This is a genomic window from Enterobacter cloacae complex sp. 382A5, from assembly GCF_050031095.1.
Taxonomy (GTDB): domain Bacteria; phylum Pseudomonadota; class Gammaproteobacteria; order Enterobacterales; family Enterobacteriaceae; genus Enterobacter; species Enterobacter cloacae.
The window spans coordinates 3,583,683-3,596,799 of record NZ_JBLGVK010000001.1 but is presented as its reverse complement, the minus strand read 5'-3'; the positions used below and the strand labels follow the sequence as shown (position 1 = coordinate 3,596,799).

Annotated in this window: 12 protein-coding genes and 5 tRNA genes; all 17 read left to right on the top strand. The window is 54.8% G+C overall.

What is annotated here, in order from left to right; translation table 11 throughout:
* Nucleotides 1–34 precede the first annotated feature (34 nt).
* Nucleotides 35–1,135, top strand: a complete 1,101-nt coding sequence (gene mltB / locus ACQG2G_RS16910) for a lytic murein transglycosylase B (RefSeq protein ID WP_023620633.1) — start codon at nucleotides 35–37, stop codon at nucleotides 1,133–1,135.
* A 242-nt stretch (nucleotides 1,136–1,377) separates the two neighbouring features.
* On the top strand, nucleotides 1,378–2,031 hold the full coding sequence (locus ACQG2G_RS16905; protein WP_023620635.1) for a metal ABC transporter ATP-binding protein: 654 nt from the start codon (nucleotides 1,378–1,380) through the stop codon (nucleotides 2,029–2,031).
* A complete protein-coding gene (locus tag ACQG2G_RS16900; protein WP_248078643.1) occupies nucleotides 2,028–2,888 on the top strand; it encodes a metal ABC transporter permease in 861 nt (286 codons plus the stop codon). The genes ACQG2G_RS16905 and ACQG2G_RS16900 overlap by 4 nt, the downstream gene beginning before the upstream one ends.
* Nucleotides 2,889–2,902: 14 nt before the next feature.
* Complete coding sequence (locus tag ACQG2G_RS16895; protein ID WP_061772095.1) at nucleotides 2,903–3,781, top strand: metal ABC transporter substrate-binding protein; 879 nt, start codon at nucleotides 2,903–2,905, stop codon at nucleotides 3,779–3,781.
* A gap of 130 nt (nucleotides 3,782–3,911) precedes the next feature.
* A complete protein-coding gene (gene pncC, locus ACQG2G_RS16890; protein ID WP_013098439.1) occupies nucleotides 3,912–4,409 on the top strand; it encodes a nicotinamide-nucleotide amidase in 498 nt (165 codons plus the stop codon).
* Nucleotides 4,410–4,498: 89 nt separating this feature from the next.
* A complete protein-coding gene (gene recA / locus ACQG2G_RS16885; protein WP_013098438.1) occupies nucleotides 4,499–5,557 on the top strand; it encodes a recombinase RecA in 1,059 nt (352 codons plus the stop codon).
* A 68-nt stretch (nucleotides 5,558–5,625) separates the two neighbouring features.
* A complete protein-coding gene (gene recX / locus ACQG2G_RS16880) occupies nucleotides 5,626–6,126 on the top strand; it encodes a recombination regulator RecX (protein WP_061772096.1) in 501 nt (166 codons plus the stop codon).
* Between the two features lie 131 nt (nucleotides 6,127–6,257).
* Nucleotides 6,258–8,885 carry an alanine--tRNA ligase gene (alaS, locus tag ACQG2G_RS16875; RefSeq protein WP_029883887.1) on the top strand — a complete coding sequence of 876 codons (2,628 nt, stop codon included), beginning with the start codon at nucleotides 6,258–6,260 and terminating at the stop codon, nucleotides 8,883–8,885.
* Nucleotides 8,886–9,126: 241 nt separating this feature from the next.
* A complete protein-coding gene (csrA, locus tag ACQG2G_RS16870; protein ID WP_000906486.1) occupies nucleotides 9,127–9,312 on the top strand; it encodes a carbon storage regulator CsrA in 186 nt (61 codons plus the stop codon).
* 343 nt (nucleotides 9,313–9,655) lie between these two features.
* A tRNA-Ser gene (locus ACQG2G_RS16865) sits at nucleotides 9,656–9,748 on the top strand.
* Between the two features lie 4 nt (nucleotides 9,749–9,752).
* Nucleotides 9,753–9,829: transfer RNA gene (locus ACQG2G_RS16860), tRNA-Arg, on the top strand.
* Between the two features lie 64 nt (nucleotides 9,830–9,893).
* Nucleotides 9,894–9,970, top strand: a tRNA-Arg gene (locus tag ACQG2G_RS16855).
* A gap of 29 nt (nucleotides 9,971–9,999) precedes the next feature.
* Nucleotides 10,000–10,076 (top strand) — tRNA-Arg (locus ACQG2G_RS16850).
* A 197-nt stretch (nucleotides 10,077–10,273) separates the two neighbouring features.
* Nucleotides 10,274–10,350, top strand: a tRNA-Arg gene (locus ACQG2G_RS16845).
* A gap of 117 nt (nucleotides 10,351–10,467) precedes the next feature.
* Entirely contained in the window at nucleotides 10,468–11,034 is a 567-nt protein-coding gene (yqaB, locus tag ACQG2G_RS16840; RefSeq protein WP_020686219.1) for a fructose-1-phosphate/6-phosphogluconate phosphatase, read from the top strand.
* The gene (locus tag ACQG2G_RS16835) at nucleotides 11,031–11,459 is read left to right on the top strand and encodes a YqaA family protein (RefSeq protein WP_014833021.1); all 429 of its coding nucleotides are present in this window, start codon (nucleotides 11,031–11,033) and stop codon (nucleotides 11,457–11,459) included. The genes yqaB and ACQG2G_RS16835 overlap by 4 nt, the downstream gene beginning before the upstream one ends.
* 83 nt (nucleotides 11,460–11,542) lie before the next feature.
* Nucleotides 11,543–13,087 carry a glutamate--cysteine ligase gene (gene gshA, locus ACQG2G_RS16830; RefSeq protein WP_013098433.1) on the top strand — a complete coding sequence of 515 codons (1,545 nt, stop codon included), beginning with the start codon at nucleotides 11,543–11,545 and terminating at the stop codon, nucleotides 13,085–13,087.
* Nucleotides 13,088–13,117 lie beyond the last annotated feature (30 nt).

Here is a 13,117-nt window from a genome sequence, read left to right as displayed (position 1 = left end):
TGGGTTCTTATCGAACCCGTTAAATGGATGTCCCATGTTCAAGCGTCGTTATGCAGCGTTGTTACCTGCGCTTATTCTGCTGTCCGCCTGTAGTAGTAAACCCAAGACTGAAGCCGCTGTGCAGACGGCTGGCGCGCCTTCAGGAGGATTCCTGCTGGAGCCGCAGCACAATATGATGCAGATGGGGGGCGACTTCGCGAATAACCCGGCGGCCGAACAGTTCATCGATAAAATGGTGAGCAAACACGGCTTTGACAGACAGCAACTGCATGAAATCTTATCGCAGGCGAAACGTCTGGACTACGTGCTGCGCCTGATGGACAGGCAGGCACCGTCAGCGCAGGTGCCAACCGGGCCAAACGGTGCGTGGTTGCGCTATCGCAAACAGTTTATTACCCCGGACAACGTGCAAAATGGCGTGGTGTTCTGGAATCAGTATGAAGATGCCCTCAATCGCGCGTGGCAGGTCTACGGCGTGCCGCCTGAAATCATCGTCGGCATTATTGGTGTGGAAACGCGCTGGGGCCGCGTGATGGGCAAAACGCGCATTCTTGATGCGCTGGCCACGCTCTCGTTTAACTATCCGCGTCGTGCCGAGTACTTCTCTTCCGAGCTGGAAACCTTCCTGCTGATGGCGCGTAACGAACAGGATGACCCGCTCGATCTGAAAGGGTCGTTTGCCGGAGCGATGGGCTACGGCCAGTTTATGCCCTCTTCCTACAAACAGTATGCCGTCGACTTTAACGGAGATGGTCACATCAACCTGTGGGATCCGGTGGATGCCATCGGCAGCGTGGCGAACTACTTCAAGGCACACGGCTGGACGCCGGGTGGGCAGGTTGCCGTGCAGGCTAACGGCGAAGCGTTTGGTCTGGAAAACGGCTTCAAAACCAAATACAGCGTTGCGCAGCTGACGGCAGCAGGTTTAACGCCAACGCAGCCGCTGGGTAATGTCGATCAGGTGAGCCTGCTGCGTCTGGATGTAGGAACCGGGTATCAGTACTGGTACGGTATGCCAAACTTCTACACCATTACCCGCTATAACCACAGCACGCACTATGCGATGGCCGTGTGGCAACTGGGCCTGGCGGTATCGCAGGCGCGTGTCCCTGCGGCGTCACCGTTCAGTCAGTAAGTCGCTTTATTCCCCCCTCTCCCACGGTAGAGGGGAATTTTGCAGAAACATTTCGCCACACTCCCTTTGCAAACGCGCCATTTACATCTCAATCGCCTTTCATTATTGTTACGTTATAACATTTAATGTGGTGTCAACATGTCAACGTCCCTTTTCTCTTTGTCTGCGGCAGTTAGGTTTCTGCTGGCGCTGGTGATTATCGTGTTTATCGGGCTGGCCGTGCGCTGGGCGGTGGCATTGCCATGATTGTCATGAATGAACTGGTTGCGGGTTACGACCGCATGCCCGTTACGCATGCCTTGTCGGGCGTAATTGAACGCGGAAGTATGACCGCGATTATCGGGGCCAACGGATGTGGAAAATCCACGCTGCTCAAAACGCTCGCCGGGTTTATTCCGCCGGTGAGCGGCCGTTTTCGCTGGCAGGAGAAACGCCCGGTGATTGGCTGGCTGGCACAGCGTCACGCGCTGGAGGCGCAGTTTCCGCTGACGGTGCAGGATGTGGTGAGTATGGGCTGCTGGCCGCGTGTGTCGCTCTTTTCCGGCTTTCGTCGGGAAACACGCTCGCGCATTGCCAGCGCGCTGGAGCGTGTCGGGCTGGACGCCATGGCGTTATCTACCATCGATGCACTCTCCGGCGGCCAGTTTCAGCGCATGCTGTTTGCGCGGATCCTGGTGCAACAGGCGCCGTTGGTGATGCTGGATGAACCCTTTACCGGCGTCGATGAAGCTACCTGTAACGTGCTGATGGACCTGATGCTCGAGATGTACATGCAGGGCCAGACCCTGCTTGCGGTATTGCATGACAGCGAGCGCGTATCGCGTCATTTTCCGCAAACGCTACGGCTGGATACGGCTATTCCGCACTGGAAAACCGAGCGGGTGAGGGTGGCATGATCTGGCATCTCTTCTTTCAGCCGTTTATCGAATACGGCTTTATGCGTCGCGCGCTGGTGGTGTGCCTGGCGCTGTCCGTCAGCACCACGGCACTGGGCGTATTTCTTCAGCTGCGCCGGATGAGTCTGATGGGCGATGCCCTTTCACACGCCATTTTACCCGGCGTTGCGGTGGGCTATCTGCTGAGCGGTATGTCACTGCTGGCGATGAGCATCGGCGGGTTTATCGCCGGGATCGCCGTGGCGCTGGTGGCCGGGCTGGTCAGTCGACGTACGCCGCTCAAAGAGGATGCCAGTTTTGCCGGGTTCTATCTCGGCTCGCTGGCGCTGGGCGTGACGCTGGTGTCGCTACGTGGTTCGAACGTCGATCTGCTGCACCTGCTGTTTGGCTCCATTCTGGCGGTGGATAACGACGCCGCGCTGTTTGTGGCTGGCGTATGCATCTTCACGCTGGTGACGCTGGCAGTTTTCTATCGTGGGCTGGTGACCGAGGCGTTCGATACCGCCTGGCTACAGGTTAATGCCCGCTGGCTGCCCGGCCTGTTGCACGGGCTGTTTCTGGCGCTGTTGGTGCTTAACCTGGTGGCCGGTTTTCAGGTTCTCGGCACGCTGATGGCCGTCGGACTGATGATGTTGCCGGCGGTGGCGGCACGCTGCTGGGTGCGCACCCTGCCAGGGTTGCTCTGCCTGGCGGGCATCAGCGGCGTTTTTTGCGCATGGCTGGGGTTAAGCCTCTCCTGGGCGGTGAGTTTACCCGCCGGGCCGTCCATCGTGCTGACCGCCAGCTCGCTGTTCTTTATTTCTGTTTTATTTGGCACACGAAGCCACCTGGCTGGCAGCCTGCGTGCGCTTTTTTAACGCAAGGGGAAATGATGAAACGTACAGGGTTAATAATGGCGCTCGCGCTTGGGATGTTGTCACAGGGCGTAATGGCGAAAACGCTTAATGTGGTCACCAGTTTTTCCATTCTGGGAGATATCACGCGTGAGGTAGGGGGAGACCGGGTCAATGTGACCACGCTGGTGGGGCCGGACGGCGATCCGCATACCTTTGAACCGTCGCCGAAAGACAGTGCGGCGCTCAGCAAGGCCGATGTGGTGGTGGTGAACGGTCTGGGGCTGGAGGGCTGGCTCGACCGTCTGGTGAAGGCCTCCGGATTTAAGGGCCAACTGGTGGTGGCTTCGACCGGGGTGAAAACCCACACGCTTGAAGAGGACGGGAAAACCGTGACCGATCCGCATGCCTGGAACAGCGCGGCGAACGGGGCACTGTATGCGCAAAATATCCTTGCCGGTCTGGTAAAAGCCGATCCTGAAGATAAGGCGGCGCTGGAGGCCACCGGTCGACCCTATATCGCGCAGCTTATGCAACTGGACAACTGGGCCAAAACGCAGTTCAGCCAGATCCCGCAGGTGAAACGTAAAGTCCTCACCAGCCATGACGCCTTCGGCTACTTCAGCCGCGCCTATGGCGTAACCTTTATTGCGCCGCAGGGCTTGTCGTCAGAGAGCGAAGCCAGCGCAGCGCAGGTGGCTGAGATTATCAATCAGATTAAAGCGGACGGGGTGAAAACCTGGTTTATGGAAAACCAGCTCGACCCGCGCCTGGTTAAACAAATTGCCACGGCCACCGGTGCGCAGCCGGGGGGCGAACTTTACCCGGAGGCGCTGTCGGCCAAAGGCGGCGTGGCGGATACCTACGTTAAGGCGTTTCGCCATAACGTGAATACCCTCGCCAGGAGCATGAAGTAACCTTTTTCTCAGCCGGTGCCTTCGCATCGGCTTTTTTCTGAAGCCCCCTCGTAAAACATGATCCTCATCTCCATATCTGACGAGAAAGTGCTATCTTGTGCTGCACGTTTTTCTGATGCCCGGAGCGAGAATGACTGACCATGAATTGATGCAGCTTAGCGAAGTCGTAGGACTGGCGCTTAAGCAACGTGGCGCGACTATTACGACTGCCGAATCCTGTACCGGCGGCTGGGTTGCTAAAGCCATTACCGATATTGCAGGCAGTTCCGCCTGGTTTGAACGCGGCTTTGTGACCTACAGTAACGAAGCTAAAGCGCAAATGATTGGCGTGCACGAATCCACGCTTGAACAGCATGGCGCGGTCAGCGAGCCGGTGGTGATTGAGATGGCAATTGGTGCGCTAAAAGCGGCGCGTGCAGATTATGCCATCTCTATTAGCGGCATCGCCGGCCCGGACGGCGGCAGTGACGTGAAGCCTGTCGGCACCGTCTGGTTTGGTTTTGCCACCTCTAAAGGTGAAGGGATCACGCGTCGCGAGTGCTTTAGCGGTGATCGTGAAAGCGTGCGTCGTCAGGCCACCGTTTATGCGTTAAAAACGCTCTGGCAACAATTTCTACAAAATACTTGATACTGTATGACCATACAGTATAATTGCACCAACAGAACAGAAATCCACGGTGAAGCACAGTCGCTTCTCCCGGCATGACAGGAGTAATAATGGCTATCGACGAAAACAAACAGAAAGCGTTGGCGGCAGCACTGGGCCAGATCGAAAAGCAATTCGGTAAAGGCTCCATCATGCGCCTGGGTGAAGACCGTACCATGGATGTGGAAACGATCTCCACCGGTTCGCTTTCTCTGGATATCGCGCTGGGCGCGGGCGGTCTGCCAATGGGCCGTATCGTAGAGATCTACGGGCCAGAATCCTCCGGTAAAACCACCTTGACGCTGCAGGTGATTGCCGCGGCGCAGCGTGAAGGTAAAACCTGTGCCTTTATCGATGCCGAGCACGCGCTGGATCCTGTTTATGCTCGTAAGCTGGGCGTGGATATCGATAACCTGCTGTGTTCTCAGCCAGATACAGGTGAACAGGCGCTGGAGATTTGTGACGCGCTGGCGCGTTCCGGTGCGGTTGACGTTATCGTGGTCGACTCCGTTGCTGCGCTGACGCCAAAAGCGGAAATCGAAGGCGAAATCGGCGACTCTCACATGGGCCTCGCGGCACGTATGATGAGCCAGGCAATGCGTAAGCTGGCCGGTAACCTGAAGCAGTCCAATACGCTGCTGATCTTCATCAACCAGATCCGTATGAAAATTGGCGTGATGTTCGGTAACCCGGAAACCACTACTGGTGGTAACGCGCTGAAATTCTATGCTTCTGTCCGTCTGGATATCCGCCGTATCGGCGCGGTGAAAGAAGGTGAGAACGTGGTGGGGAGTGAAACCCGCGTGAAGGTCGTGAAGAACAAGATTGCCGCGCCGTTCAAACAGGCTGAATTCCAGATCCTCTACGGTGAAGGTATCAACTTCTTCGGCGAACTGGTTGACTTGGGCGTGAAAGAGAAGCTGATCGAAAAAGCGGGCGCATGGTACAGCTACAACGGCGATAAAATTGGTCAGGGTAAAGCGAATGCGATCTCCTGGCTGAAAGAGAACCCGGCTGCAGCGAAAGAGATCGAGAAGAAAGTGCGTGAGCTTCTGCTGAACAACCAGGACTCTAAACCTGATTTTGTGGTTGATGGTGCGGATGCTGAAGAAACTAACGAAGACTTTTAAGGCTTTCGTTTAAAAATGAAGGGCTGCTGATGCGGCCCTTTTTGCATTTCTGAACCAGCAGGTTTTTTATGAGCGAATCCACAACGCGTCGACCCGCTTATGCGCGATTACTGGACCGCGCGGTGCGGATCCTTGCCGTGCGTGACCACAGTGAACAAGAGCTGCGGCGTAAACTGTCGGCCCCGGTGATGAGTAAAAATGGGACGGAAGAGATTGATGCCACCGCGGAAGATTATGACCGGGTGATTGCCTGGTGCTACGAGCATCACTATCTGGATGACGACCGTTTTGCTTCCCGGTTCCTGGCCAGCCGTGGCCGCAAGGGATACGGTCCGGCGCGTATCCGTCAGGAGCTGAACCAGAAGGGCGTTGCCCGTGAGTCCATCGAAAAAGCGATGCGCGACTGTGACACCGACTGGTGTGCGCTGGCAAAAGAGCAGGCGATTCGTAAATACGGTGAACCGCTGCCGCGTGAATTTTCAGAAAAAGTCAAAATCCAGCGCTTTTTGCTCTACCGCGGCTTTCTGATGGAAGATATTCAGGATATCTGGCGTAATTTTGCCGATTGAACGCATGCGGGATTTTACTTCCCACTAAAGAAAACTTATCTTATTCCCACTTTTTCCAGTAGCAGGTCTGTCCAGGGGTTTACCGATACCGGCTTGCTACGACATTTCGTTAGCTTGATTTCAGGATAATTATGAGCAAGAGCACCGCTGAGATCCGTCAGGCGTTTCTCGATTTTTTCCATAGTAAGGGACACCAGGTTGTTGCCAGCAGCTCCCTGGTGCCGAACAACGACCCAACTCTGCTGTTTACCAACGCCGGGATGAACCAGTTCAAGGATGTGTTCCTTGGTCTCGACAAGCGTAATTATTCCCGCGCCACAACCTCACAGCGTTGCGTGCGTGCGGGCGGTAAACACAACGATCTGGAAAACGTCGGTTACACCGCGCGCCACCATACCTTCTTCGAAATGCTGGGTAACTTCAGCTTCGGCGACTATTTCAAACATGATGCTATTCAATACGCGTGGGAACTGCTGACTGGTGAAAACTGGTTCAACCTGCCGAAAGAGCGTCTGTGGGTTACCGTCTATGAAACCGATGACGAAGCCTACGAAATCTGGGAAAAAGAAGTCGGTATCCCGCGCGAACGTATTATTCGCATCGGTGACAACAAAGGCGCACCGTACGCGTCTGACAACTTCTGGCAGATGGGTGACACCGGCCCTTGCGGTCCATGCACCGAGATCTTCTACGATCACGGCGACCACATCTGGGGCGGCCCTCCAGGCAGCCCGGAAGAAGACGGCGATCGCTACATTGAGATCTGGAACATCGTCTTCATGCAGTTCAACCGTCAGGCCGACGGCACCATGGAGCCGCTGCCGAAGCCGTCCGTTGATACCGGTATGGGCCTGGAGCGTATCGCGGCTGTTCTGCAGCACGTTAACTCCAACTACGAAATTGATCTGTTCAGCACCCTGATCAAAGCCGTTGCAGAAGTGACCGGCGCGACCGATCTGAACAACAAATCACTGCGCGTAATCGCAGACCATATCCGTTCCTGTGCGTTCCTGATTGCTGACGGTGTTATTCCGTCGAATGAAAACCGTGGCTATGTGCTGCGTCGTATCATTCGTCGTGCGATCCGTCACGGCAACATGCTGGGCGCGAAGGACACCTTCTTCTATAAGCTCGTTGGGCCACTGATTGGCGTAATGGGTTCTGCGGGTGATGAGCTGAAACGCCAGCAGGCGCAGGTTGAGCAAGTACTGAAAACTGAAGAAGAGCAGTTTGCACGCACGCTGGAGCGTGGTCTGGCGCTGCTGGATGAAGAACTCGCTAAGCTTAAGGGCGACACGCTGGATGGCGAAACCGCCTTCCGCCTTTACGACACTTACGGCTTCCCGGTTGACCTGACGGCGGACGTTTGCCGTGAGCGCAACATCAAAGTGGACGAAGCAGGCTTCGAAGCGGCGATGGAAGAGCAGCGTCGTCGTGCGCGTGAGTCCAGCGGTTTTGGCGCAGACTACAACGCGATGATCCGCGTGGACAGCGCGTCTGAATTCAAAGGTTATGAAGCGCTGGAACTGACTGGCAAAGTGACCGCCCTGTTTGTTGACGGCAAAGCCGTAGACAGCATCAGCGCAGGTCAGGATGCAGTTGTCATTCTGGATAAAACTCCGTTCTATGCGGAATCCGGTGGTCAGGTTGGCGATAAAGGCGAACTGAAAGGCAACGGTTTCAGCTTCAGTGTGAACGACACTCAGAAATACGGCCAGGCGATTGGTCATCTGGGTAAACTGGTTTCAGGCTCCCTGAAAGTGGGCGAGGGCGTTCAGGCTAATGTTGACGAAGCGCGCCGCGCACGCATCCGTCTGAACCACTCGGCAACGCACCTGATGCACGCTGCACTGCGTGAGGTTCTGGGAACGCATGTTGCACAGAAAGGTTCTCTGGTTAACGACAAAGTGCTGCGTTTCGACTTCTCGCATTTTGAAGCGATGAAACCGTCTGAGATCCGTGCGGTGGAAGATCTGGTGAACGCGCAAATCCGTCGTAACCTGCCAATCGAAACCCACATTATGGATCTCGACGCGGCGAAGAAAAAAGGTGCGATGGCCCTGTTTGGTGAGAAATATGACGACCGTGTTCGCGTATTGAGCATGGGCGACTTCTCTACCGAGCTGTGCGGTGGTACACACGCATCGCGTACCGGTGATATCGGTCTGTTCCGCATCGTTTCTGAATCCGGTACGGCGGCAGGTGTGCGTCGTATTGAAGCGGTGACCGGTGAAGGCGCGATTGCCAGCCTGCATGCGCAGAGCGACCAGCTGCACGATATCGCGCAGCTGTTGAAAGGCGATACCCAGAATCTGGGTGAGAAAGTGCGTGTTGCGCTGGATCGTACTCGCCAGCTGGAAAAAGAGCTGCAGCAGCTGAAAGAGCAGGCTGCGGCGCAGGAGAGTGCAAACCTCTCCAGCAAAGCTGTAGACATTAAGGGCGTCAAACTGCTTGTCAGCGATCTGGCAGGTGTAGAGCCTAAGATGCTGCGTACCATGGTCGACGATCTCAAGAACCAGCTTGGTTCGACGGTTATCGTACTGGCGACGGTAGCAGAAGGTAAGGTTTCTCTGATTGCGGGCGTCTCTAAGGATGTGACCGACCGCGTTAAAGCAGGGGAACTGATTGGCATGGTTGCCCAGCAGGTGGGTGGCAAAGGTGGCGGTCGTCCGGACATGGCGCAAGCCGGTGGTACGGATGCGGCGGCACTTCCTGCGGCATTGGCCAGCGTTGAAAGCTGGGTAAGCGCGAAACTGTAATAACTACAAAGCACAAACAGACGCCATAGCGGTAACGTTATGGCGTCTTGTTCACTGCACTATCGATAACGATAAAGTCAGGTTGAGTTTGTGTATATCGGCTAAACTTACGTTTAACAGAATGTGATGCCGTGACTGCTTACACTTTACGTGTTTGTCATCGCTTACTTTTTGGCGTTATATGATGGATAATGCCGGGATACAAGAGACCCGACTCTTTTAATCTTTCAAGGAGCAAAGAATGCTGATTCTGACTCGTCGAGTTGGTGAGACCCTCATGATTGGGGATGAGGTCACCGTGACAGTTTTAGGGGTAAAGGGTAACCAGGTACGTATTGGTGTTAACGCTCCTAAAGAAGTATCTGTCCACCGTGAAGAGATCTACCAGCGTATCCAGGCTGAAAAATCCCAGCAGTCCAGTTACTGATATTGTCGCGTCTCGCTGTCGGGCGAGACGCAACCCCTCCTGTTATTTTTCCTGCTTAAAGTTACCGTTCGATTTCAATCGCTCTGTTTTTAACCACTCTCGCCAGCTTATCTCGTCCAAACCACACGCTTCTCTTCATAGATTTCTGTGAGGATGCCTGCAAAATCCGCTTATAAAACACTCTCTTTGCGGCTTTTACATGCGAATTGCCTGTGATTTGTGCAAACGATAAAAGCTTTTGGAAAATTGTTTGACTTATAAGTCCCAGAAAGTAATATATGCGCCACGCAGCGACGAGAAGCTCTTAACGAGTGGCTCGAAGCACTCGAAAGAGGCGTTGTGTGGTGAGGTGGCCGAGAGGCTGAAGGCGCTCCCCTGCTAAGGGAGTATGCGGTCAAAAGCTGCATCCGGGGTTCGAATCCCCGCCTCACCGCCATTTTGCATCCGTAGCTCAGCTGGATAGAGTACTCGGCTACGAACCGAGCGGTCGGAGGTTCGAATCCTCCCGGATGCACCATCTATTACTTCATATTGCTTTAGAAGTGATATGAACATCGAGCAGTACAGTAGTAAATCCCGATGCATCCGTAGCTCAGCTGGATAGAGTACTCGGCTACGAACCGAGCGGTCGGAGGTTCGAATCCTCCCGGATGCACCATTTACTATTTCTGAAAGCAGTACCCTGATGCATCCGTAGCTCAGCTGGATAGAGTACTCGGCTACGAACCGAGCGGTCGGAGGTTCGAATCCTCCCGGATGCACCATATTCTCCGAGATAACAGCGATACTGTTGTTACAAGGTCTGCGAGTTAATCGCAAGCACCAGGGAGGATAACGTTGCTTTAGCAACGGCCCGAAGGGCGAGGCGCAGCCGAGTAATCCTCCCGGATGCACCATCTATTACTTTGTGTTGCTTTTGAGGTGACACCAAGTATCAGCAGCAATAGCAGTAAATCCCGATGCATCCGTAGCTCAGCTGGATAGAGTACTCGGCTACGAACCGAGCGGTCGGAGGTTCGAATCCTCCCGGATGCACCATCTTCTCCTGGTTTGTTTATTCCTTCGACGTTCCGTCAGCAATCACACTCTCTGTCAGCGACAAAAACGCCCGTTTACGATAAAGTAACCCTTTGTTAATCGGTTAGCGAGAGCACGATGTACGCACAGTATGACGGTTTGATCTTCGATATGGATGGCACGCTTCTGGATACCGAACCCACGCATCGCCAGGCCTGGACGGACGTTCTTGGACGTTACGGTATGCGCTTCGATCTCCAGGCGATGATTGCCCTCAACGGATCACCTACCTGGCGTATCGCACAGGCCGTGATTGAACTTAATCAGGCCGATCTCGATCCGCACCAGCTCGCGCGTGAAAAAACCGATGCAGTCAAAGCTATCCTGCTGGATACCGTGCGTCCTCTGCCGCTTATTGACGTGGTAAAAGAGTGGCACGGACGTCGCCCGATGTCGGTCGGCACGGGCAGCGAAAGCGCCATCGCCGAAGCGCTGCTCAACCATCTTGGCCTGCGCCACTATTTTTCTGCGGTGGTTGCCGCCGACCATGTTAAAAATCACAAACCCGCACCGGACACCTTCCTGCTTTGCGCAGAACGAATGGGTGTGCCGGCGGCAAAATGCGTTGTCTTTGAAGATGCCGACTTTGGCATTCAGGCCGCGCGTGCTGCCGGAATGGATGCGGTGGATGTTCGCTTACTGTGAGTGACGCGCTGTCACTTTTATCATTATTCGCCAGCAGTTTTTTAAGTGCTACGCTCTTACCGGGTAATTCGGAAGTGGTGCTGGTGGCGATGCTGTTGTCTGGCGTGAGTCAGCCCTGGTTGCTTGTGTTAATAGCAACAATGGGTAATAGCCTTGGAGGGCTGACTAACGTTATTCTTGGGCGTTTCTTTCCGCTGCGTGAAAAATCGCGCTGGCAGGAAAAGGCAGTCGGCTGGCTAAAACGCTATGGCGCTGCCACGCTGTTATTAAGCTGGATGCCTGTAATAGGCGATTTACTGTGTCTGCTAGCGGGATGGATGCGCATCTCCTGGGGGCCGGTGCTCTTTTTTTTGTGCCTTGGCAAGGCGTTGCGCTATGTTCTTGTGGCGTGGGCAACACTACAGGGTATGACGTGGTGGCACTAATTGGTGGAATGAATACGCGACCTTCAATCGTCAACCATTACAATTATGCTGAGTAACATTACTTTGACAGGCGGGAGGTCAATTTGATCCCGGACGTATCACAGGCGCTGGCCTGGCTGGAAAACCACCCTCAGGCACTGAAGGGTATTCAGCGTGGCCTTGAGCGTGAAACGCTGCGCGTAAACGCGGATGGCAGCTTAGCGACGACGGGTCACCCGAAGACGTTAGGCTCGGCGCTGACACATAAATGGATCACTACCGATTTCGCTGAAGCACTGCTGGAATTTATCACTCCGGTGGACGGTGATATTGATCATATGCTGACGATATTGCGCGACATCCATCGCTACACCGCCCGAAATATGGGCGATGAGCGTATGTGGCCGCTCAGCATGCCCTGCTATATCGAGCAGGGGCAGGAGATTGAACTGGCGCAATACGGCACGTCGAATATCGGTCGACTGAAAACGCTGTATCGCGAGGGTCTGAAAAACCGCTACGGCGCGTTGATGCAGACGATCTCAGGCGTACATTACAACTTCTCTTTGCCGATGGCTTTCTGGCAGGCGAAATGCGGTGAAACGGATAAGGACGCGATCTCCGCGGGTTATTTCCGCCTGATCCGCAACTATTACCGTTTTGGCTGGGTTATTCCTTACCTGTTTGGTGCGTCTCCGGCTATATGCTCCTCGTTCCTGCAGGGGAAACCGACGACGCTACCGTTCGAGAAGACCGCGTGCGGAATGTACTACCTGCCGTATGCCACCTCGCTGCGTCTGAGCGACCTTGGCTATACCAATAAATCGCAAAGCAATCTCGGTATTACGTTTAACGAATTGCACGAATATGTGGCAGGATTGAAGCGGGCGATCAAAACCCCGTCGGAAGAGTACGAGAAAATCGGCCTCGAAAAAGACGGCAAACGTCTGCAAATCAACAGCAATGTGCTGCAGATTGAAAACGAACTGTACGCACCGATTCGTCCGAAGCGCGTGACGCGCAGCGGTGAAACCCCGTCGGATGCGCTGCAGCGCGGCGGGATCGAATACATTGAAGTGCGCTCACTGGATATCAACCCGTTCTCACCGGTCGGTGTTGATGAGCAGCAGGTTCGCTTCCTGGATCTGTTTATGGTCTGGTGTGTGCTGGCCGATGCGCCGGAAATGAGTTCAGACGAACTGCTTTGTACCCGCACTAACTGGAACCGCGTGATCCTGGAAGGGCGCAAACCGGGCCTGACGCTGGGTATCGGCTGTGAAACGGCGCAGTTCCCGCTGCCGAAAGTGGGTAAAGATCTGTTCCGCGACCTGAAGCGCGTTGCCCAGACAATGGACAGCCTTTACGGTGGCGAAGCGTATCAACAGGTCTGCGACCAGTTAGTGGAATGCTTTGATAACCCGGAACTGACATTCTCGGCGCGTATTCTGCGTTCTATGATTGATCAGGGCATCGGCGGAACAGGGCGTGCCCTCTCCGCGGAGTACCGTGAAATGCTGATGCAGGAGCCATTAGAGATCCTGAGCGAAGCGGATTTTGCGGCGGAGCGCGATGCGTCTGTCGTACGTCAGAAAGAGGTCGAAGCGGCGGATACGGAGTCGTTTGAGGCGTTCCTGGCGAAGCAGGCTTAAGCAGAAAAGAAAAAGGCCACATCGCTGTGG

Coding starts and splice junctions, on each gene's coding strand:
- alaS (WP_029883887.1), top strand. CDS start 6,258: ATGAGCAAGAGCACCGCTGAGATCCGTCAGGCGTTTCTCGATTTTTTC.
- mltB (WP_023620633.1), top strand. CDS start 35: ATGTTCAAGCGTCGTTATGCAGCGTTGTTACCTGCGCTTATTCTGCTG.
- ACQG2G_RS16900 (WP_248078643.1), top strand. CDS start 2,028: ATGATCTGGCATCTCTTCTTTCAGCCGTTTATCGAATACGGCTTTATG.
- ACQG2G_RS16905 (WP_023620635.1), top strand. CDS start 1,378: ATGATTGTCATGAATGAACTGGTTGCGGGTTACGACCGCATGCCCGTT.
- recX (WP_061772096.1), top strand. CDS start 5,626: ATGAGCGAATCCACAACGCGTCGACCCGCTTATGCGCGATTACTGGAC.
- ACQG2G_RS16895 (WP_061772095.1), top strand. CDS start 2,903: ATGAAACGTACAGGGTTAATAATGGCGCTCGCGCTTGGGATGTTGTCA.
- csrA (WP_000906486.1), top strand. CDS start 9,127: ATGCTGATTCTGACTCGTCGAGTTGGTGAGACCCTCATGATTGGGGAT.
- recA (WP_013098438.1), top strand. CDS start 4,499: ATGGCTATCGACGAAAACAAACAGAAAGCGTTGGCGGCAGCACTGGGC.
- yqaB (WP_020686219.1), top strand. CDS start 10,468: ATGTACGCACAGTATGACGGTTTGATCTTCGATATGGATGGCACGCTT.
- pncC (WP_013098439.1), top strand. CDS start 3,912: ATGACTGACCATGAATTGATGCAGCTTAGCGAAGTCGTAGGACTGGCG.